We start from the raw sequence: 19,793 nt of genomic DNA, 5'->3' as shown, positions 1-19,793 counted from the left end.
AAAACAACGAAGGCGACCCGGCCCGCGCTGACCGCGGGCACACGTCGCCTCTCGCCTTCGTAGGCCGTGAGGGACTCGAACCCTCAACCAATGGATTAAAAGTCCACTGCTCTGCCAATTGAGCTAACGGCCCGCCCCCGCAGCATAGCCCGGCGGACCGCCGGGCTTCGAAGGCATTGGCCTTCGTGCTGGGGGAGGTGTCAGAGGACCGTCAGCCGTTGCGCTTCCAGCGCGGCTTGTCGGCGCGGCGGTCGAACTGGCGGCCGCCTCCGCGGTGATCGTCACGGCGGCCGTACGGGCGCCTGTCGTCGTGGCCGCGGGCGTCCCGCCCGTGCGAGGAGGACCCGTACGAGGACGAGGGGCGGCGGTCGTCGCGGCGGAAGCCGCCCCGGTCGCCGTCGCGGCGCTCACGGTTGTACGCGGGGCGTCCCTCGCGGCGGTCCCGGTCACGGGGGCGGTCCCGGTCGCGGTTGTACGCCGGACGCCCGCCGTCACGCCGGTCGCCGCCGCGATCGTCGCGCTTCCCGTCCCTGCGCTGGTCCCGCTGGTCGCGCTGGTCGCCCTTGTCCCGCTGGTCACGGTCGCGCTGCTCGCGCTCCTCACGCCGCTGCTCCCGGCGCAGCTCGCGCTGCACCTCGGCCTCGACCTCCGCGGTCAGAGCCGCCGAGGCCTCCGCGACGGCGGCCTCCGGGTCGTCCCCGCGCTCGCGCGCCGCACGCGCCGTCAACCGCTCGGACTCCTCGCGGAGTTCGGTCGCACGCCGCTGGGCACGCTCCAGCTGCCGGGTGAGCTTGGCGACCTCGCGCTCGGCCTGCTTGGCGGCGTTCGCCGTCGCGTCGGCCTGCACCTCGGTCAGGGAACGCGCGCCCGTGATCCGCGTCACTTCCTCGTCGAAGACGTCGCCCCGCCCGATGATGTGCCGCGAGGCGTCGACGCCCGCGTCCTCCATCAGCCGGAAGATCTGCCGGCGCTGGTGCGGCAGCGCCAGCGAGACGACGGTGCCGGACAGCCCCGCCCGCGCGGTCCGTCCGGACCGGTGCAGATAGTCCTTGTGGTCGCCGGCCGGGTCGACGTTGAGCACCAGGTCGATGTTGTCGACGTGGATGCCGCGGGCCGCCACGTCCGTGGCGACCAGCACGTTGACCTTGCCGTCCTTGAAGTCCGCCATGGTGCGCGTCCGTGCGCCCTGCGTCATGCCGCCGTGCAGCGCGTCCGCGCCCACGCCGACCTCGCGCAGCTGCTCGGCGACGCGGTCGGCGCCGAGCTGCGTCCGCACGAAGATGATCGTGCGGCCCTTGCGGGAGGCGATCGCGCTGGTCACGGGTGCCTTGTCCCGCGGCTTCACCACGAGCACGTGGTGGCTCATGGTCGTCACCGCGCCCTGCGCCGCGTCGACCTCGTGCACCACGGGAGCATCCAGGTACCGCTTGACGAGCGTGTCGATCTCCTTCTCCATGGTGGCGGAGAAGAGCATCCGCTGGCCGCCCTCGGGCAGTTGGTCCATCAGCTCGGTGACCTCGGGCATGAAGCCCAGGTCGGACATCTGGTCGGCCTCGTCGAGCACGGCGACCTCGACGTCCTCGAGGGAGCACGAGCCGCGTCCGATCAGGTCGCGCAGGCGGCCCGGAGTGGCGACGAGGATGTCCACGCCCCGCTCCAGAGCCGTGATCTGGTTCGCCATGGACGTGCCGCCGCAGACGACCTTGAGCTTCAGGCCGAGCACGTCACCGTAGGGCTGGAGCGCGTCGGAGACCTGCATCGCCAGCTCGCGCGTGGGCGTGAGGATCACGGCGCGCGGACGCTTGCGCCCGGTGCGGCCGCCGGCCAGACCGTGCAGCAGCGGCAGCCCGAAGGAGAGGGTCTTGCCGGAGCCGGTGCGGCCACGGCCGAGGATGTCCTTCCCCTGCAGCGCGTCCGGGATGGTCGCGGCCTGGATGGGGAAGGGGATGGTCACGCCGTTCTGCGCGAGCTTGCGCACGACGGGCTCGGGGAGCCCGAGATCGGCGAAGGTGACGGTGTCCTCGTCCTGCGGGAGGACAGCGTCGATCGAGGCAACAGACATGCGAAATGCGAACCTTCCGGAGTTCAGCAGCACGCGCTCAGACTCCGTGAATTCGCAAAAGACCGCCTCAATGCGGTCAGCCACGGCTGAGAGAAACGCGCCACGCGGCGCGCTCTGCAAGGGCGCCGGGCAAATGGGATCAAACGATCACCCAGCATACGCACCCCGCGGGGCACGGCGCAAATGAGCCCCGGAGAGTGCGAGCAGGCCCCGGAGGACCCCCCGCGGAGGACTATCCCCTGGTGGGCGACGTCGGAACCTCCGACGGGTGCTCCGGCCGGCTGGGAGTGGGCTTCGGCACACTCGGCCTCGGCGGTGCGGGCGGCTCGGGACGCGGAGGCCGGGGCGGCACGGAGGAGCCGGGAACCTTCGGGGTGTTCCGCGAACTGTCCTTCTCCGCACCGGAATCGGCGGTCCTCTGCTTGCGCTGCCGCTTCTCGCCGCCGTCCGCCCGGCGCTTCCGGGCAGCGTCCTTCGCCCCGGCGTCGCCGCCGTGGCGCGCACGGTGGGAGCCGCCTCCGCTCCCGGCTCCCTCGCCGCCGCGGGCGTCCTCCCCGTGTCGCTCCACGCCGCCCCTGAAGCCGCCGTCCGGCACCTCGTCCGCCGCACCGGCGGAGGACCTCCCCTCTCCCCGCCCGGCGCCGTCGCCGCCCGCACCGCCCTGAACGCTCATGCACCCCTGGAGCAGTGCAAGCAGAACCGCACCCGCGGCCGTACGGACGGCACATCTTCCAACTCTCCCGGGACGCACGGGAATCGGGCCGGGAGGGACGGCCCGGGAGCGGAACGAGGAACGTGACGAGCCCACGGGGAACCTCCAGGCGCCGGGAGCGGGAACGGCAAGCCCACTGCTCAACTGCCGCCCCGCGCAACAGGTCACGCCGGCGTCAGGCCAACACGCCGCGTCCCAGGGCGAGTCCGGCGAACGCGGCACCCAGGCCGACCAGCACGGAAAGCACCGCGTTCGCCGACGCCGGCCCCCAACGACCCCGTTCTGCCAGCCTCAGCGTCTCGTACGAGAACGTCGAGTACGTCGACAGCGCGCCGCACAGCCCCGTGCCCAGCAGCGCCATGACCCGCGAACCCGCCGCTCCCGAGGCGGCAGCCCCCGTCAGCAGGCCCAGCAGCAGACAGCCGACGACGTTGACCGTGAACGTCCCCCAGGGGAAGACGGATTCGTGCCGAGCCTGCACGGCACGGTCCGTCAGATACCGCAGCGGGGCACCCACCATGCCGCCCAGGGCCACCAGCACCCACGTCACCGTCGACGCACCTCCAGCAGCGCACGCGTGGCCGCCGCACCGGCGCCCACCGCTGCCAGCGCCCCCAGCAGCGTCCCGGCGACGTACGCGACCGCGGCCGGCGCCGCGTGGGGGCCCGCGCGGAGGAGATGCGCGGCGTCGACCGCGTAGGTCGAGAAGGTGGTGAAACCCCCCAGCACGCCCACCCCCAGGAACGGCCTCAGCAGAGCGGGCGCACGGGCGTCACGGCCGCTCTCGGCGACCAGCGCCATCAGCACGCCGATCAGCACGCAACCCGAGACGTTAACGACGAAGATCCCCCACGGGAACCCCGCGGCACCGCGGGCGGGCAGCCACAGCGACAGCGCATGACGGGCGAGCGAGCCCAGCGCACCACCCGCACCGATGACGGCGAGCACCACCAGCCCGTGCCGGCCGGCGGTCTCGGCCCGCTGAGCCGGAACGTGCAGGTCGACGTCGGGGTCGACGGCCTCCTGCCACGACGGCCGGCCGCCGGGGCCGTCCGGTGCGTCCGGGCCGCCGGGGCCGTCCGGTGCGTCCGGGCCGCCCGGTCCGCCGGAGCGGGGCGGGCCGGTCCCTTCCGGGCCGGACGGCCTTCCCCCGGAGTTCCGGCCGGGCCCGCTGCCCGGCCGCCCGCCCGGGTTTGCGTCCGGTTCCCCCTCCGGCTTTCCGCCCGGTTCCCCCTCCGCCCCGCTGTCCGCGCTCACCCGTACCCCAGCTCGTGCAGCCGCTCGTCGTCGATCCCGAAGTGGTGCGCGATCTCGTGGACGACGGTCACCTCGACCTCGGAGACGACATCCGTGCGGCCGCCGTCCTCGCCGTCCACCATGCGCAGCGTCGGTCCCCTGTAGACCGTGATCCGGTCCGGCAGCACGCCCGCGTACCACTCGCCCCGCTCGGTCAGCGGCGTGCCCTCGTAGAGACCGAGCAGCTCCGGGTCCTCCGCCGGCGGCTCGTCCTCGACGAAGACCGCGACGTTGTCCATGAGCCGCGTCAGCTCGGGCGGAATGCGGTCGAGCGCCTCGGCCACCAGCTCCTCGAAGTCCTCACGCGTCATCTCCAGCACGCGGCCATTGTCGGCCAACGCCGCTCCGCCGCGCACGGCCGGTCCCGGGAGCTGGGCATAGGCTCCCGGCCGGACGGGCATAGGGGGCCTCATGGGCCGTGATGCCAGGAAGCCCCGTAAACCGCCCGCTCTGCCGCAATGGATACGCAAAACGTCCGTCACGGACCTCGCATCCGCGCTGCGCAACCGCCTTCCGTCCCGTCGGACCCGTCGGGACGCCCCGGGCGGCCGGAGCGCCCACGGCGCCGGGGCCGCCTCCCCGGAAGCCTTCGGCCTCGGCCCTGCCCCGCGCCCGTACGTACGTGCCCTCGGACTCGCGGCGACCACCCTTGTCGGCGCCTGGCTGGGCCTGCTCGTCGTCGGCGGGATCGAGGCGCCCGTGGGCCCCATGGACACGAAGATGGCGCTGCGCCCTTCCCTCACGGGCGGCACCGAGGTCAACGTCTCGCCGCTCGGAGCCCTGGAACTGCGCAGCCACGCCGCCCCGCTCCGCCTCGACGTCGATGTCGACCAGCTCGACCAGGAGCGGGCCTCCGCACTCGTCGACCATCCGGAACGCCTCGAAGGCCTCGAGAGCGAGATCACTTCCGACGTGCAGGCCGGCACGGGCGACCTCGCGCTGCGCTCCGCCGTCGCAGTCGTCGTCGGCGCCGGAGTGCTGGGGCTCGCCGTGTACCGGCGCCCCGGACGCGCCCTCGTCGCGAGCGGTCTCGCCCTCGCGCTGCTGGGGGCCTCCGGGACGGCGGCATACGCGACGTGGAACCCGAAGTCCGTATTCGAACCGAAGTTCTCCGGGCTGCTGGCCGGCGCACCCTCCGTCGTCGGCAACGCGCGCAGCATCGTCGCCGACTTCGACATCTACCAACGGGAGTTGGCGCGTCTCGTCACCAACGTGACCAAGCTCTACGAGGCGACCTCCACCCTCCCCGCGTACCAGCCGGACCCTTCCACGACGCGCCTCCTCCACGTCTCGGACATCCACCTCAACCCGGCCGCCTGGCAGATCATCAAATCGCTCGTCGAGCAGTACGAGATCGACGCGATCATCGACACGGGCGACACGATGGACCACGGCACCTCCGCCGAGAACGGATTCCTCGAACCCGTGACCGACCTGGGCGCCCCGTACGTCTGGGTGCGCGGCAACCACGACTCCGACGAGACGCAGAAGGCGTTCGAGAAGCTCGGGAAGAAGAAGGGCAGCAGCGTCCACGTCCTCGACGACGGTGTCCCGACCAACGTCGCCGGACTGCGCCTCGCCGGCTGGGGCGACCCGCAGTTCACACCCGACCGCTCCATCAAGCCCCAGGGCGACCCGCGGGAACGCAAGGAAGGCCGGCGCCTGGCCCTGGCGCTGCGCGCCCAGAAGGCCGCGGACACCCCGGTCGACATCGCCGTCGCCCACAACCCCGTGCTGGTCAAGGAGGCCGACGGGCTCGTGCCGCTCGCTCTCGCCGGCCACACCCACCAGCGCGCCCACGAGCGGCTGCCTCGGAAAACCCGGCTGATGATAGAAGGCTCGACCGGCGGCGGCGGCCTGCGCGCGGTGGAGAAGGAGGAGCCCCAGAAGGTCTCCGCGTCGGTCCTCTACCTGGGCCGGGACGACGGCAGGCTCCAGGCCTGGGACGAGATCACTCTGGGCGGGCTGGGCCTGACCACCGCCGAGGTCACCCGCCATCTGGCGGACGACAAGGCGCCCTCAACCCGCTCGCCCTCACCCTCGCCCTCTCCGGGGTCGGGCTCTCCGGGGTCGGGCTCGCCGTCTCCGGAGTCGGGCTCGCCCGGCCCGCGCGCGGCCTTCAGCTCCCCCGGGCCCACGCCCCCGGCCTCCCCGGCGGACTCCCCGTAACCGTTTTGGCGAACGCTCCGCTATCCCATATGCTTCTCACGTCCCCGACGCGCTGACTGAGTGAAGCGCGCAGGTGGGCCATCAGCCCTCATCGTCTAGTGGCCCAGGACGCCGCCCTTTCAAGGCGGTAGCACGGGTTCGAATCCCGTTGGGGGCACGCACCACCCTGTGCGAGACTGGTTCTCGCGCGATGCTTGGTCCTGTGGAGCAGTTTGGAGTGCTCGCCACCCTGTCAAGGTGGAGGCCGCGGGTTCAAATCCCGTCAGGACCGCTTGCCTCAGGATGCTGCACCTCCTGAGGGCCACCCGACTGAGGCTTCGCCTCAGACACCGGGCTGGGTAGCTCAGTTGGTACGAGCGTCCGCCTGAAAAGCGGAAGGTCGCCGGTTCGACCCCGGCCCCAGCCACAGCAGTTGAGCAGTGAAAACGCCCCCTCCGGGGTCACCGGAGGGGGCGTTTTGCTGACTGTGACATCACCTGCTGACATCTGAACCTCATCTGTCGACCCATCGTCGCTCTTCGCGATCTCCCAGATGAGTCCGCCGACGTGCTTCGAGACGTCTCGCAGGATGCCGCCGGACCCGTGCAAGTACTTCAGGGGAGGACTTCTTCCGAACCCGAAAATGCCTGCCTCAAGGTCCACGTCCGACCAGCGCAGCCACAAACCTCCCCTGCCGGAGACCGAGAGCGAGTGCGACGGATGCGACGTTGTTCATCAACGCGCCGGCCGTCTGCGGCGGCGCGGCATCGGTCACGATCCGGGACCCCGTCTCGTGGTCGTCTCATTCCCATCCGTGTCCCTGGGAGGCACCGGTTGCGGAGCGCCGGCGCACGGTCAGGGGGGCGAGCAGGCCCGCGACGGCGAACAGCGCTCCGAGGAGGAACCAGGGCTGGGTACCGTCAGCTCGATCATGCGGCATCGCCCGGGGTGTTGTCCGCAGGGGCGGTGGGCGGCGGCCAGTTCTCCGGGGTGAGGTCGCCCGGGCCGGTCAGCAACCACGCCGGCACGGTGGCGAGTTGTGCCAGGATCCGGCCACGCGTGCCGGCCTGGGCGCCACGGCCGTCGTGGAGGTAGCTGTTCCACCCGGCGTGGCTCCGTCGAACGCCGACTCGAGGTTCGCATCCAGCGCAGCAGCGCGTTCCGCCATTGACCCGCCGACCGGTTCCAGCACCGTATGGTCGCCCGGGCCGATCGACGGGTGGATGATCGCGGAAACGGGCGCCTGCACGCCCAGTTGTGCGCTCGGGAACCGGTCGCGGAACCGGACGGGGTCCACCGCGAACTTGCCGACGGGCGAGAACGCGTGGTCCTGTGCGGGCCGGTAGTCCTCAGGGATCCCGGCGATTTCCCGCAGTCCCGGGTACTTGGCGACGGTCCCGTACCCGAGGTGCGGGTAGTCGGGCCAGCCCGCGGCCAGGACGCTGCCGTCCGGCAGTTCGTGAACGACGGTCTTGTCGCCGCTCATGACCCGATAACCGAAGCGCTCGACCAGTTCGAGCAGCACGGTGCTCTTGCCCGCGCCCTTCCCCCCGGTCACGAGCACGGCGCTGCCGTCGCGGTAAGCGGCCGTCGCGTGCAGCACCACGGCCCCGGCGTGTTGTTGTGGGCGTGGACCCCGACGGGTGTGCCCACCTTCTCCACGAGCAGTTCGACACGTTCGCGGATGCTGTCCGGCGTGAGGGCACGGCTCTCCTCCTGGCTCTGCTCCCAGCTGTGGAGTCAGGGTCAACTCAGTCGGTCTGTCGTAGCTCGTTGAAGTGGTGAGCTGTGCTGTAGCCGGGGCGGTTCTGTGTCGGCGATTGCGCGAAGTCATCATCGGAGTCGCGGGATCCGAGTCCGCCGAGCGATTGTCCGCCGACGCTCTCGGTCGAGCCGGTCGGCTAGCTCGGGCAGATTGCGGCCTCGATGTGAGCGAGTTGGGTGGCGAGGATCTCTTCGAATGCGGCGCGGCGGTCTGCCCCGAGGGGTCGGACGTCGCGGGCGAAGTGGGCCAGAGCAGGGAAGCGTTCGGGGTCTGCGCCCAGGACCGCAACGCGGAACAGCTCCATGCCCTGTTCCTGCTCCTCGGGGGTGATGGTGCTGACGCCGGCCTCGGAGGCGATCAATGCGACGAGGAGGACCGCGATCCGGTGGTAGCGCGCCGGGATCTCCTCGTCGGGCAGTCCCGACGCTCGCAGGGCCTGCAGCATCTCTTCCATGACCAGCCGGGAACCGGTGCCGCTCGACGCGTAACGTCCCCAGACCGCGGCGAGCTGGGGCTGCCCGCCGAAGGCCTCCCGCACACGCAGGGCCAAGGCTGTGATGCGCTGCTTCCAGTCGCCGTCGGGGCGGTAGCCGTTCATCGCTGCCAGGAGGATCCGGTCGGCGACCGCGCGCAGCAGCTCGGTCTTGCTGCGGAAGTGCCGGTACAGGCTTGAGGAATCGGTCCCGAGAGCCGCGGCCAGCTTGCGCACGCTGAACGAATCCGCGTCGCTCGTACGCAGAAGCTCCGCCGCCGCATCGAGGATCTCCTCGGTTGACCAACGCCTTCGGCCTGTCACTCCGCTCCTTTCGCAGAATGTCACCCTACCTGTGCACCCAGCGTTGCACGCACTGCGTGCATACTGGGGACATGAGTATGCCGGGCGGGCCGGCATGCCATTCGTGACTTGTTGTCCGGGCCAGGCGACCGACGCGGAGCTCACCCCCGGGGAACACGAGAGGACGCATGACGTGAAGAACCCACTGGATCCCGCGGCACTGAACGCAGCCGTCGAGAACGTCCACCGAGCCGGGATGCCGGGTCTGTTCGCCGAGGTGCGTCACGGAGATCAGGTCTGGCGCGCCGCCGCCGGGGCCGCCGACGTCGCCACCGGTCGCCCCGTGACCGCCGACATGCGGCACCGCGTCGGCAGCATCACCAAGACCTTCACCGCTGCCGCGGTTCTGCAGCAGGTCGAGACCGGTCGGATCGCTCTCGACACACCGATCGGCCGGTACCTACCGAAGCTGGTGCCTGGAGAGCGCGGCGACGCGATCACGGTACGGATGCTGCTCAACCACACCAGCGGTCTCGCCGAGTACCTCCCGTATGCCTATCCCTCCCTCAAGGCGTTTCCCGTCCTCGCAGACACGGGGCCCCAGAGCCTGGACGACCACAGGTTCACGCGGTTTCACCCCGCCGAGCTGATCGAGATGGGGGTCGCCGCACCTGCCGTCGGCGCCCCGGGCGGCACTCCGGGGGTGTACTCCAACACCAACTACCTGCTCCTGGCCCAACTCCTGGAACAAGTGACCGCCACTACGGCCGAGCGATGCATAACCCGGAACGTCATCGAGCGCGCCGCGCTCCGGGCCACCGAACTGCCCGATGAACCGAACATCGACGGACCGCACTCGCGGCTCTACGAGAAGTGGTTCGGCATGATCGACCCGCCGCGCGACTACAGCGTCTACGACATGTCCTGGGTGGGGCCGTCGGCTTCACTGATATCGACCGTCACGGACCTCAACCACTTCTACGGCATGCTGCTCGCCGGCGAGATCGTCAGTCCGTCGTCGCTGGCGCAGATGCAACGCACCGTCCCTGTCGTCTCCCAAGAGGGAAAGACGATCGACTACGGCCTCGGCCTGCACCCGATGGAAGGGCCCGGTCCGGGCGCTTTCTGGGGACATGGCGGCACGGTCTGGGGTGGTGGAGCGCTGGCCATGACCCGTGCCGACGGCAAGCGGCAGATGTCTGTCGCGGTGAACATGCAGAGGTGGAACAGACTCGGCTCGTCCGGCAAGCCACAGCCCCATCCCATCGACGACGCGCTTGCGGCTCTGTACCGCGTGGCGATGTACGGCTGATCTGATCAGGCAGGAGAGCGGCCCATGGGTGGCCTTCCCCGCCGCGCACCTTCCCGGCCCCGGCGCGCAGGCGGGACAGCAGACGGTGGGTAACGACGCCTTGTCCTGCATATCCGCGCGCAGTTCGACGTGCCGGGGGATCTTCTCCCAGATCGGTGGCTTCGGCTTGCCGTAGGTCGGTGAGTGGTAGCCGTTGCGCCATCTCTTGCCGGTCCGCCGGTTGACCCCCACGATCCTGCATGCTTCCGCGTTGCCGTAGCCCTGACTCATGAGCTGGAGATATACCTCCCGCTCACGAGTCAGGCGACGACCGGCCCCCGGGCTTCTGTCCTTTCGGATCTCGAAGTCCATCGCACCCCTTGAGCTGGGGTGTTGCGACGACTACTAGAACCCAAGTCATCTCGGCAGGGGCTTCGCTGTGCCGGGTGCTGCCGGCTCCGGCGCCGACGGCACCGCGGCAGCGGCAGCGGCAGCTTTACGAGAGTTCGCTGAACCGTTCGGTTGCCCGGGTGCGTCCGGCGACGATGATGGTGTCGTCGGCTTCCACGACCGTTTGCGGGGTGGCGTAGGTGAAGCCTTCGCCGGGGCGCTTGATGGCGACGACGGTGATGCCGTAGCGGGAGCGGACGGCGCTGTTCGACAGGGGAAGGCCGACGACGTCGGCGGGCGGTTTGGTCTTGACCATGGCGAAGTCGTCTTCGAATTCGATGTAGTCGAGCATGCGGCCACGGACGAGGTGGGCGACGCGCTGGCCCATGTCGTGCTCCGGATAGACGACGTGGTGGACGCCGAGCTGAGTGAGGATGCGGCCGTGGGCTTCGCTGATGGCCTTGGCCCAGACGTTCTCGACGCCGAAGGAGATGAGCACCGAGGCGGTGAGAATGCTGGCTTCCAGATCGGTACCGATGGCGACGACGGCCCGGTCGAATTCGTGGACGCCCAGTTGGCGCAGGGCGTCTTCCTTGGTGGAGTCGGCCCGCACGGTGTGGGTGAGGGAGCCTGAGAGGGCTTGGACGATTTCGGCGTCTTCGTCGATTCCGAGGACTTCGGTGTCTTCGTCGACGAGTTCCAGGGCGAGGGCGCGGCCGAAGCGGCCCAGGCCGAGGACGACGACGGAGCCCCCCGCGCCGGTGCGCTGCTTCTTCGGGACGGTCTTCCTAGCCAATGACAGGTCGCTCCTCGGGGAGTTCGTACAGGCGGACGCGCTGGCGCAGGGCGAGCGCGGAGGCGAAGGTGATGGGACCGAGCCGGCCGATGAACATCAAGACGATCAGCAGGAGTTGCAAGCCGGAAGGCAGGTCTGCAGTGATGCCTGTGGACAGTCCGACGGTGCCGAAGGCGGAGGTCACTTCGAACAACGACTGGTCCAGGCTGTAGTCGGTGAAGACCATGAAGATCATGGTGGATGCTGCGACGGCGGCCACCGACAGCAGCACCACGGTCAGGGCCTGGCGCTGAAGGTCGCCGTGCAGGCGGCGGTGGAAGATGTTGACGGCGCTCTCACCACGGATCTCGGCGTAAATGACGAAGAACAGCACGGCGAACGTGGTGACCTTGATTCCGCCGGCGGTGCCGGCGCTGGCGCCGCCGATGAACATCAGCACGTCCGTTCCCAGCCAGCTGGCGGGGTTCATCTGGGAGGTGTCGATGCTGTTGAATCCGGCGGTACGCGGCATGACGCCCTGGAAGAACCCGGCCAGCAGTTTCCCGGGCACGTCGAGAGTGCCCAGGGTGTCGGGGTTGGACCATTCGATCGCGGTGATGAAGGCGCTGCCGCCGGCCAGGAAGACACCCGTTGCCCACAGCACGATCTTGGTGTGCAGGGACCAGCCACGCGGCTTGCGGAACCGACGGCGAAGCTCGAACAGAACGGGGAAGCCCAGGCCGCCGGCGATGACCGCCAGTGCTATGGGCAGGCAGATCCAGGGGTCGGTGACGAACCCCATCAGGCTGTCCGAATACAGGGCGAAGCCGGCGTTGTTGAAGGCCGAAACGGCGTGGAAGACGCCCAGCCACACCGCCCGCGGCCACGGCTCGCCGTAGGCGGTTGCAAACCGCAGAGTCAGCACCAGCGCTGTGACTGCCTCCAGCAGCAGGCTGACCTTGACCACACCGGTCACAACCGCTCGGACATCGCCCAGACCCAGTGTCTTGGTCTCCGCGGCGGCCGTCAGGCGCGCCTTCAGTCCGATGCGGTTGGAGATCAGCAGAACCAGCACGGAGGCAAAGGTCATGATGCCGAAACCGCCCACCTGGATCAGCGCCAGGATCACCGCCTGCCCGAATCCGCTCCAGTAGGCGGGTGTGTCGACTGTGATCAGGCCGGTCACACACACCGCTGATGTGGAGGTGAACAACGCCTCCAGTGCACCTGCGCCACCCGGGCCCGCCTTGGCCGCCGGCAGCATGAGCAGGCCGGTCCCAGCGGCGACAGCCGCGGCGAAGCCGGCCACGACCGCTTGCGCCGGATGCCCGAGGCGCAGCCGCCGCGTCACCACGACAAGCCCCCCGCTCCGCGGACGGGCATCACGATTGTTCGCACCGGGTGACGATAGACGCCACGGGAACCGTCTCGGCAACAGACCCCTGACGCCGCGGGAGGAGGCGCCGCCGAACGGCACAAGGCCGGAGGGCCGGGGAGCGGGGCCGTTCGGCGGCGAGCCAAGTGGGACCGCTCTCCGCCGTGGCTACGAGTGACACGTCATCCCGGCATTCCGTCACCCCGGCCGACCTGCGTGACCGCTGGGGGGACGGCAATGTGCCGTTCCACTCTCCAGCGTCGAGGGAGTCGCACGATGAAGCTCGTTCTGCGGTCCGGTGCCGTCACGGCTGCGGTCGGTGTGGGTCTGTCCGTCGCGGTCCTGCCGGCCGTGCCGGCGAACGCCACCGGCGGGACCCACGTGCGGTGCAACGACATCACCGCCCTGAAGAAGGCGATCAACTTCGCCAACACCCACCCCAACACCGGTCCCATCACCCTGGCGTCCAACTGCACCTACAACCTGACCTCGCCCGACAACGCCGACGACGGCCTTCCGGAGATCACCGGAAGCGACGTGACCATCTCCGGCCGCAACACCACCATCCGGCGCGCCCCCACAGCGACACAGGACTTCCGCATCCTCCACGTGCTCAACGGCGGCAGGCTCACCCTGAACTCGCTCACGATCAGGGACGGAAGCCTGTCTTCCGGGGGGTCCGGCGGCGGCATCGCGAACCAGCAGGGAGGGACGCTGAAGCTGAACCGCTCGGTCGTCAGGAGCAACGAGGCCGGCTTCGGCGGTGGTCTCGCCAACCTGGGCGGGCGGCTCGACCTCAGCCGCAGCACCGTGGAACGGAACACCGCGTCCACCTGGGGCGGCGGGATCACCAACGACAGCAGCGGCACCATGACGATGAAGGGCGGATCCCTGCGCGAGAACCGGTCCGGCAGCATCGGCGGCGGTCTGGAGAACATCAACGGTACGGCGTCTATGGAGGACGTCTCGGTCAGAGACAACGTCTCCACGACGGGCGGCGGCATCCGCAACGTGAACGGCTCCACGGTGCGCCTGAAGTCGAGCACGGTCAGGGAGAACATCGCCGTGTCGGGCGCGGGCATCTCGAACTTCGGCTCCGGCAGCACCGTCACGCTCGTCCGGAGCACGGTCACGCGCAACACCGCGATCAACACCGGCGGTGGCATCCTCAACGAGGCCGGCGGTCAGGTCACGCTCACCGCCAGCAGGGTCGTCCGCAACAGCCCGGACAACTGCGCCCCCGAAGGCAGCGTCCCCGGTTGCTCCAACCCCACCGGCACGGTCGCCCCGCCGAGTTCGGCCAAGCTCCCGCCCGCGGCCGACATCAAGGCCGGCAAGTGAAGCGCGGCATCTAGTCACACCAGCAGAGCGAAGCACGAAGCCCCCGCCGGGACGTGAGGTCCAGGGCTCCCGGCGGGGGCTTCGCCGTGCGGCCGGACGTGCGCCGGCCCGCCGAAGGGGTGCGGGGCCCCGCCCCCGACGAGCGAACTGTCGGCAGAGGCCGGCGCGGTTCGCCGCGTACGGCCTGGCGTGGCGTGCGCCGTCCGAATCCTCGCGCCGGTTTATGCGCTCCGCGCGTGGGGGTGCCCCGGCACGCCCTACCGGCGCTCTCCTCCCGCTTGCTTAGATCATTCTGCGCGCCGCCCGGTTCACCGCCCCTCCCGGTTCACAACCCCGACGGACCCGACCGACCCCCTCGTCACCGCTTCGCTCGCTGGCCCCCGTACCGACGCAGCAGCCGGAGTCCTGGAGAACGTCCAGCCCGGCCCGGCTGCGGACCGACCGTGTGGAGTACGCACCATGAGCACGCCCACGAACGTCACCGCCGGTTCCTCACGGTTCACACCGCCCGGCCCTCCCCGGCCCGTCGGTGCCGGGCGTGGCCGGCGCACGGGAGCCGTTCCCGGACTGAGGTACAGGCCCGCCGCACCGGCCGACCCGCAGAAGGCCGCCGAGATCGACCGGAGGCTGGAGGAGTGGGCACGCCGGCTGGAGCTGTTCCCCCCGGAGTGGACCGGGGACTTCGCCCAGTTCCGTTTCGGCCGTGCCGTGACGCTCCAGCATCCGGGCGCGGCGGACCTGGAACGCCTCACCGTCGCCGGCAAGTTGCTGCTGGCCGAGAACATCGTCGACAGCTGCTACTGCGAGGAGGACGAGGGCAGGGGTGGTGCGCGGCGCGGGCTGGGCGGCCGGCTCGTCGTGGCCCAGTCGGCCCTCGACCCGTTCCACGGCACCCCCGCGCTGGAGGAGGAGTGGCGACGGGGAGTGCAGGCGGACGGTCCGCTGCGCTCGTACCACTGCGCCTTGCAGGAGTACGCGGCGATCGCCACGCCGAGCCAGACCGACCGGTTCGTGCACGACGTCGCGCGGCTGCACCTGGGCTACCTCGCCGAGGCCTCCTGGGCGGAGACGCGGCATACGCCGCAGATCTGGGAGTACTTGGTGATGCGGCAGTTCAACAACTTCCGCCCCTGCCTGTCCGTCGTCGACGCCGTGGACGGCTACGAACTGCCCGAGGCGCTCTACGCCCGTCCCGAGACCCAGCGGATCACGGCCCTCGCCTGCAACGCGACGACGATCGTCAACGATCTGTACTCCTTCACCAAGGAGCTGGCCAGCGACCCTGACCACCTGAACCTGCCCCAAGTGGTGGCCGCGAACGACAAGTGCGGCCTCAAGGCCGCCTATCTGAAGAGCGTCGAAATCCACAACCAGGTCATGGACGCGTTCGAGACGGAGGCCGCACTGGCCTCCGCCGCGTCGCCCCTCGTCGAGAGATACGCCCGGGGCCTGGCCGCCTGGGTGTCCGGCAACCACGAGTGGCACGCCACCAACACCGACCGCTACAGCCTGCCCGACTACTGGTGATCAAGGGCCGGTCGCCCGGCTGGTCGTCCGGCCGGACGCAGCGGCGCAGAACGCAGACGCACTACGGCAAGGAGCCATCGTTGGCCACGTCTCACACCGGCACCGCCTACGCGAAGGTGCCGAACCAGTCCACGTACCAGTCCAGAGTCGCGGACTACTGGAACACCGAAGAGAACCCGGTCAACCTCGAACTCGGAAAGATCGACGACCTCTACCACCATCACTACGGGGTGGGGGCGGCCGACCTGTCGGTCCTGGACGAACCCGATGACGACAAGCGGGCCGAGCGCATCACGCGCGAACTGCACCGGCTGGAGCACGCCCAGGCGGAACTCCTCGCCTCCCACCTCGGTGAACTCTCCCCCGACGACCGCGTCTTCGACGCCGGCTGCGGTCGCGGCGGAGGCAGCGTCGTGGCGCACCAGCGGTACGGCTGTCACGCCGACGGGGTCACCCTCTCCGCCAAGCAGGCCGACTTCGCCAACGAGCAGGCGCGCACGCGAGGCATCGACGGCAAGGTCCGATACCACCACCGGAACATGCTCGACACCGGGTTCGCCTCGGGAGCGTACGCGGCGTCCTGGAACAACGAGTCGACCATGTACGTCGAGCTGGACCTGCTGTTCGCCGAGCATGCCCGGCTGCTGCGCCGCGGCGGCCGGTACGTGGTGATCACGGGCTGCTACAACGACACCTACGGGCAGGCATCCCGAGAGGTGTCGCTCATCAACGCCCACTACATCTGCGACATCCACCCCCGCTCGGAGTACTTCCGCGCCATGGCCCGGAACAGGCTCGTACCGGTACACGTCCAGGATCTGACGGCCGAGACGATTCCGTACTGGGAGCTGCGCCGGCAGGCCGGCCACCTGGTGACGGGCATCGAGGAGACCTTCCTGGACGCGTACCGCAACGGCAGCTTCCAGTACCTGCTGATCGCTGCCGACCGGGTGTGAGGCTCACGCGCGCGGTGGGCCCCCGGCAGTCCCGCCGGGGGCCCGCCGAGCGGCTCTGTCAGTAGGGCGTGTAGAGGAATGTGCCGGGCTCGTTGGAGAAGACGTAGCCGAAGCCGGCGCCGGCGGACGGGGTGCCCAGGTCCACGGGGTTGAAGGCGAGCGAGCCGGTTGCCGTCAGGCCGCCGGCAGTGCCGCGCAGCGACCAGACCGCCCCCGTGTCGTTCTCCTCCGGTGCGGAGACGGCGAGTTCGGCCTTGCCGTCCTTCGTGACGTCGAGCAGGCGCACGGCCCCGCCGAAGCGGTCATCGGCCTCGGCCACGCCGGGAATGCCGGAGGTGTCCTGGTGGAAGGCCTGCGCGCCGGTGCCGCTGAGGCCGCCGGAGCCGCCCTTGAGCAGGACCACGGCGCCCGCCGCCTTCTTCGTACCGATGGCTTCGAAGGGCACGCCTGCGGCGAGGTCGGCGTAGCCGTCGCCGTTGACGTCGTTCGCGTCGAGCCGGGCGCCGAACTGGTCGCCGTTCTCGCTCGTCCCGGGGACGCCCGCGCTGTTCTGCGTGATCGTCCTGGTGCGGGTGGCGCTGGGGCCGTCCGCGGTGCCGTAGTAGATCTTCACGGTGCCGGAGTCGTAGGGCAGGTCCTCCGTGATGCCGCCCGGGACGGTGCGGGTCGCCAGGTCGCCCTTGCCGTCCTTGTCGAAGTCGCCGACGGCCGCCGCTGCCGCGGAGTTCAGGTGCGTCGCCTGCGTCGAGAGACCGGACTCGGTGCCCCGCCAGAACCGGCCCCCCTCGGCGTGGTTCTGGTAGACGTAGAACGTGGCCAGGTCGTCGATGCCGTCGCCCGTCATGTCGCCCGCGGTGGTGACGAAGATGTCGTTGTCGCTGGTGAACATGCCGATCTGCTGCTCGTCCGCCGCCTTGCCGTCGCGGGTGAACGGGCCGAAGAGCACCGAGCGGGACTCCCAGTCGCCACCGTGCTGCATGAACAGGTCCGTGGCGCCGTCGCCGTCGAAGTCGCCGGCGGTCAGGTTGGCGCCCATCTCCCAGTAGGGGTCCGAGGGGGCCTCGACGAGCGTCGCGTCCTCTCCGCTGATCCCTCCCTGACGGCCCCAGAGCACGGTCACCGAGCCGTAGCCGTTGGTGACCTGTTCGCTGGAGGACCGCACGGCGAGGTCGGTGAGGCCGTCGCCGTCGAGGTCACGGGCGATCAGCCTGGCGCCGAAGAAGTCGTCGGTCTCGGCCGTTCCCGGAACACCGGCGGTGTTCTGGCTGATGTAGGTGCTGCTGCCGGCGGACAGCCCGGACGCGGAGCCGTAGGTGACGACGACGTACCCCGCCCTGGTCTGCCCGGCGATCGTGGCACCGGGCGCCGCGGTGGCGACGTCCTGGAATCCGTCCCCGTTGAAGTCCTCCTGGACGGAGGCCTGTTCGGGCGCCGTACCCGCCGTCGCCACCGCCCCCGTCGTTCCCCCCTTCCCGGCGGCGGCTCCGGCCAGGCCGGCCTGGCCGGCCGCCGATGCCGCTCCTCCCGTGAGCGCGACGGCCAGCCCCGCCACGACTGCGCACAGCGTGCGAACGCGCATTGCCCCTCCCGATCCCCCGGCAAGTCCCCCCGGTGCGCCAGGTGGCGCCGATACGAACAAGACGCTCCGCCCGTCCGAAAAGTTGCACCGCAGAAGATTCGCCCTGTCTCGGGAACAACCTCCCAAGCCGCCCGGCCCACCTCCGCGCCGGACGCGCTCGCGCCCTCGCGCCGTCCCGACTCGCCCCCGGCGAAGCAACTTTGGCGCGCGAGCACGGTTACAGAAATCAAGCCCGCTTGCTTGGATATGGGACGTACGGATCCCTCACCCCCCACGGGAGACGAACATGCCACCCTCAGCATCCGCCGGCCCCGTACCGACGCCCCCGTCCCGAAGGCCGGGGAGAGCGCGCCGTCTCAAGAGCCTTGTCGCCGCCGGCGTCCTCGCCGCCACGGCACTCGTGGCGACCGGCTCCTCGGCGACGGCCGCCCCCGAGGCGACCGGGAAGGCCGGGCAGGCCGGGCAGGAGGCCGCCGCCGAAGCCCCGGGCCTGAAGGTCCTCAGCTACAACGCGTTCCTCTTCAGCAAGCTGATCTATCCCAACTGGGGCCAGGACCACAGGGGGGAGGCGATCCCCGACGCGGACTTCTTCCAGGGCAACGACGTCGTCGTCCTCCAGGAGGCGTTCGAGAACTCCGTCTCCGACAAGCTCCAGGAGAAGGCCGCCGGCCAGTACCCGCACCAGACGCCGGTACTCGGCCGCAGCAAGAAGGGCTGGGACGCGACGGGCGGTTCGTGGTCGGACATCGCGCTCGAGGACGGCGGCGTCACGATCCTCAGCAAGTGGCCCGTCGTCCACAAGGAACAGTTCGTCTACGACCACGGATGCGGCGCCGACTACCTCTCCAACAAGGGCTTCGTCTACGCCGTGCTCGACGTCGGCGGCACCAGGGTGCACGTCGTCGGCACTCACGTACAGGCGGGCGACTCGGCATGCGGGGACGGCGAGGCGAAGGAGATACGAGCCGACCAGTTCCGGGCGATCGACTCCTTCCTCGACGAGAAGCAGATCCCCGCGGACGAGGAGGTCATGGTCGCGGGCGATTTCAACACCGACTCGCGGAGCGACGAGTACGCGTCCATGCTCGCCAACGCCGACCTCGCTCCCGCGGACGCCCGCACGGGACACCCCTACTCCTCGGACCACGTGGAGAACACCATCGCCAAGGGCCGCAACGACAACGGCAAGCGCTCCGACCTGGACTACGTCCTGCACCGCAACGGCCACGTCCGTCCCGCCAACTGGCAGAACGAGGTCGTCAAGGAGGAGTGCGCGCCCTGGGAGACCTCCGAGGGCACCTTCACCAATCTCTCCGACCACTATCCGGTGATCGGCGGCCCGGCGTCGTAGAGCGGTCCTCGTAGCACCGGACGAGCATCGAGTGACCCCGGCCGGCGGGCGGGTGCGTCCGCCGGCCGGGGGTGCCCTCGAATCTGCCGGACGTGCCGGGTCAGTGCCCGCGGCGTCTCAGGCGCCGTGCCGGTCCGTGCCGGGCTGCCGGTCCGCTCCGGTCTCAGGCCGGGACGAGTCGCCGGACGCCCGGGGCAGGGAGCTTCCGGCCGCGCGAGGCAATGAACGGGGGCATGCCCTCCTCACGTCCGGACCGGTGCGCTTCCGCAGCCCGCCGTCGTCCGTTCGACGACTTCACCGAGACGGCAGCACTCACGACGGCGGCCACGGCGCTGACGACGGCGCTGAGCGCGTTCACGAAATCGAACGGTTCCATCGCCATCGCCTCCCTTCGTCCGCTGTGAGGTGTCCGGTGACAGGGTGTCAGCTCGGTGCTGCGCGGCGACAGCG

17 protein-coding genes and 4 tRNA genes are annotated in these 19,793 nt (G+C 70.2%); 10 read left to right on the top strand and 11 right to left on the bottom strand.

What is annotated here, in order from left to right:
• Positions 1-60 precede the first annotated feature (60 nt).
• The 6 genes from H180DRAFT_RS16585 to H180DRAFT_RS16560 all read right to left on the bottom strand — a co-directional run bounded on the left by H180DRAFT_RS16585 (position 61) and on the right by H180DRAFT_RS16560 (position 4,390).
• Positions 61-133, bottom strand: a tRNA-Lys gene (locus H180DRAFT_RS16585).
• Between the two features lie 78 nt (positions 134-211).
• Positions 212-2,062: a DEAD/DEAH box helicase gene (locus H180DRAFT_RS16580; protein WP_079100166.1), complete on the bottom strand. Its 1,851-nt coding sequence runs from the start codon at positions 2,060-2,062 to the stop codon at positions 212-214.
• Positions 2,063-2,294: 232 nt separating this feature from the next.
• Entirely contained in the window at positions 2,295-2,735 is a 441-nt protein-coding gene (locus tag H180DRAFT_RS16575) for a hypothetical protein (protein WP_055486844.1), read from the bottom strand.
• 214 nt (positions 2,736-2,949) lie between these two features.
• The gene (gene crcB / locus H180DRAFT_RS16570) at positions 2,950-3,324 is read right to left on the bottom strand and encodes a fluoride efflux transporter CrcB (RefSeq protein WP_055486843.1); all 375 of its coding nucleotides are present in this window, start codon (positions 3,322-3,324) and stop codon (positions 2,950-2,952) included.
• On the bottom strand, positions 3,321-4,031 hold the full coding sequence (locus H180DRAFT_RS30955; protein WP_368073130.1) for a fluoride efflux transporter FluC: 711 nt from the start codon (positions 4,029-4,031) through the stop codon (positions 3,321-3,323). The genes crcB and H180DRAFT_RS30955 overlap by 4 nt, the downstream gene beginning before the upstream one ends.
• A complete protein-coding gene (locus H180DRAFT_RS16560) occupies positions 4,028-4,390 on the bottom strand; it encodes a metallopeptidase family protein (protein WP_199822495.1) in 363 nt (120 codons plus the stop codon). Before H180DRAFT_RS16560 ends, H180DRAFT_RS30955 begins: the two co-directional genes overlap by 4 nt.
• A gap of 91 nt (positions 4,391-4,481) precedes the next feature.
• Here H180DRAFT_RS16560 and H180DRAFT_RS16555 point away from each other — a divergent pair, with 91 nt between their 5' ends.
• The 4 genes from H180DRAFT_RS16555 to H180DRAFT_RS16540 all read left to right on the top strand — a co-directional run bounded on the left by H180DRAFT_RS16555 (position 4,482) and on the right by H180DRAFT_RS16540 (position 6,645).
• Positions 4,482-6,239: a metallophosphoesterase family protein gene (locus tag H180DRAFT_RS16555; protein WP_074466838.1), complete on the top strand. Its 1,758-nt coding sequence runs from the start codon at positions 4,482-4,484 to the stop codon at positions 6,237-6,239.
• Between the two features lie 84 nt (positions 6,240-6,323).
• A tRNA-Glu gene (locus H180DRAFT_RS16550) sits at positions 6,324-6,396 on the top strand.
• A 39-nt stretch (positions 6,397-6,435) separates the two neighbouring features.
• Positions 6,436-6,510 (top strand) — tRNA-Asp (locus H180DRAFT_RS16545).
• Between the two features lie 61 nt (positions 6,511-6,571).
• Positions 6,572-6,645 (top strand) — tRNA-Phe (locus tag H180DRAFT_RS16540).
• A gap of 582 nt (positions 6,646-7,227) precedes the next feature.
• Here the strand turns inward: H180DRAFT_RS16540 and H180DRAFT_RS16535 are convergent.
• Entirely contained in the window at positions 7,228-7,824 is a 597-nt protein-coding gene (locus H180DRAFT_RS16535; RefSeq protein ID WP_055486841.1) for a hypothetical protein, read from the bottom strand.
• A 295-nt stretch (positions 7,825-8,119) separates the two neighbouring features.
• On the bottom strand, positions 8,120-8,779 hold the full coding sequence (locus H180DRAFT_RS16530; RefSeq protein WP_055486840.1) for a TetR/AcrR family transcriptional regulator: 660 nt from the start codon (positions 8,777-8,779) through the stop codon (positions 8,120-8,122).
• Positions 8,780-8,951: 172 nt separating this feature from the next.
• Here H180DRAFT_RS16530 and H180DRAFT_RS16525 point away from each other — a divergent pair, with 172 nt between their 5' ends.
• On the top strand, positions 8,952-10,070 hold the full coding sequence (locus tag H180DRAFT_RS16525; RefSeq protein ID WP_055486839.1) for a serine hydrolase domain-containing protein: 1,119 nt from the start codon (positions 8,952-8,954) through the stop codon (positions 10,068-10,070).
• A gap of 475 nt (positions 10,071-10,545) precedes the next feature.
• Here H180DRAFT_RS16525 and H180DRAFT_RS16520 read toward each other — a convergent pair whose 3' ends face one another.
• Both H180DRAFT_RS16520 and H180DRAFT_RS16515 read right to left on the bottom strand, forming a co-directional pair.
• Entirely contained in the window at positions 10,546-11,235 is a 690-nt protein-coding gene (locus H180DRAFT_RS16520; RefSeq protein WP_055486838.1) for a potassium channel family protein, read from the bottom strand.
• On the bottom strand, positions 11,228-12,691 hold the full coding sequence (locus tag H180DRAFT_RS16515) for a TrkH family potassium uptake protein (RefSeq protein ID WP_254666048.1): 1,464 nt from the start codon (positions 12,689-12,691) through the stop codon (positions 11,228-11,230). The genes H180DRAFT_RS16520 and H180DRAFT_RS16515 overlap by 8 nt, the downstream gene beginning before the upstream one ends.
• 174 nt (positions 12,692-12,865) lie before the next feature.
• Between H180DRAFT_RS16515 and H180DRAFT_RS16510 the strand changes: the two genes are divergently transcribed.
• The 3 genes from H180DRAFT_RS16510 (at position 12,866) to H180DRAFT_RS16500 (ending at position 16,413) form a co-directional block, all read left to right on the top strand.
• The gene (locus H180DRAFT_RS16510; RefSeq protein WP_055486837.1) at positions 12,866-13,930 is read left to right on the top strand and encodes a hypothetical protein; all 1,065 of its coding nucleotides are present in this window, start codon (positions 12,866-12,868) and stop codon (positions 13,928-13,930) included.
• 459 nt (positions 13,931-14,389) lie between these two features.
• Positions 14,390-15,457, top strand: coding sequence for a family 2 encapsulin nanocompartment cargo protein terpene cyclase (locus H180DRAFT_RS16505; protein WP_055486836.1), 1,068 nt, complete (start codon positions 14,390-14,392; stop codon positions 15,455-15,457).
• Positions 15,458-15,537: 80 nt separating this feature from the next.
• On the top strand, positions 15,538-16,413 hold the full coding sequence (locus tag H180DRAFT_RS16500) for a geranyl diphosphate 2-C-methyltransferase (protein ID WP_055486835.1): 876 nt from the start codon (positions 15,538-15,540) through the stop codon (positions 16,411-16,413).
• Between the two features lie 58 nt (positions 16,414-16,471).
• Here H180DRAFT_RS16500 and H180DRAFT_RS16495 read toward each other — a convergent pair whose 3' ends face one another.
• Positions 16,472-17,992 (bottom strand): FG-GAP and VCBS repeat-containing protein, encoded by a 1,521-nt coding sequence (locus H180DRAFT_RS16495; RefSeq protein WP_055486834.1) that lies wholly within the window; start codon positions 17,990-17,992, stop codon positions 16,472-16,474.
• Positions 17,993-18,278: 286 nt separating this feature from the next.
• Here H180DRAFT_RS16495 and sph point away from each other — a divergent pair, with 286 nt between their 5' ends.
• Together sph and H180DRAFT_RS29850 are read left to right on the top strand one after the other, a co-directional pair.
• Complete coding sequence (gene sph / locus H180DRAFT_RS16490; protein WP_055486833.1) at positions 18,279-19,343, top strand: sphingomyelin phosphodiesterase; 1,065 nt, start codon at positions 18,279-18,281, stop codon at positions 19,341-19,343.
• Positions 19,344-19,576: 233 nt separating this feature from the next.
• Positions 19,577-19,747 (top strand): hypothetical protein, encoded by a 171-nt coding sequence (locus tag H180DRAFT_RS29850; RefSeq protein ID WP_159033581.1) that lies wholly within the window; start codon positions 19,577-19,579, stop codon positions 19,745-19,747.
• Positions 19,748-19,793: the final 46 nt, after the last annotated feature.

It is taken from the genome of Streptomyces sp. WMMB 322 (assembly GCF_900090145.1).
GTDB lineage: Bacteria > Actinomycetota > Actinomycetes > Streptomycetales > Streptomycetaceae > Streptomyces.
Note: the sequence above shows the minus strand (reverse complement) of the source record. Positions and strands in the feature narration are given on the sequence as shown.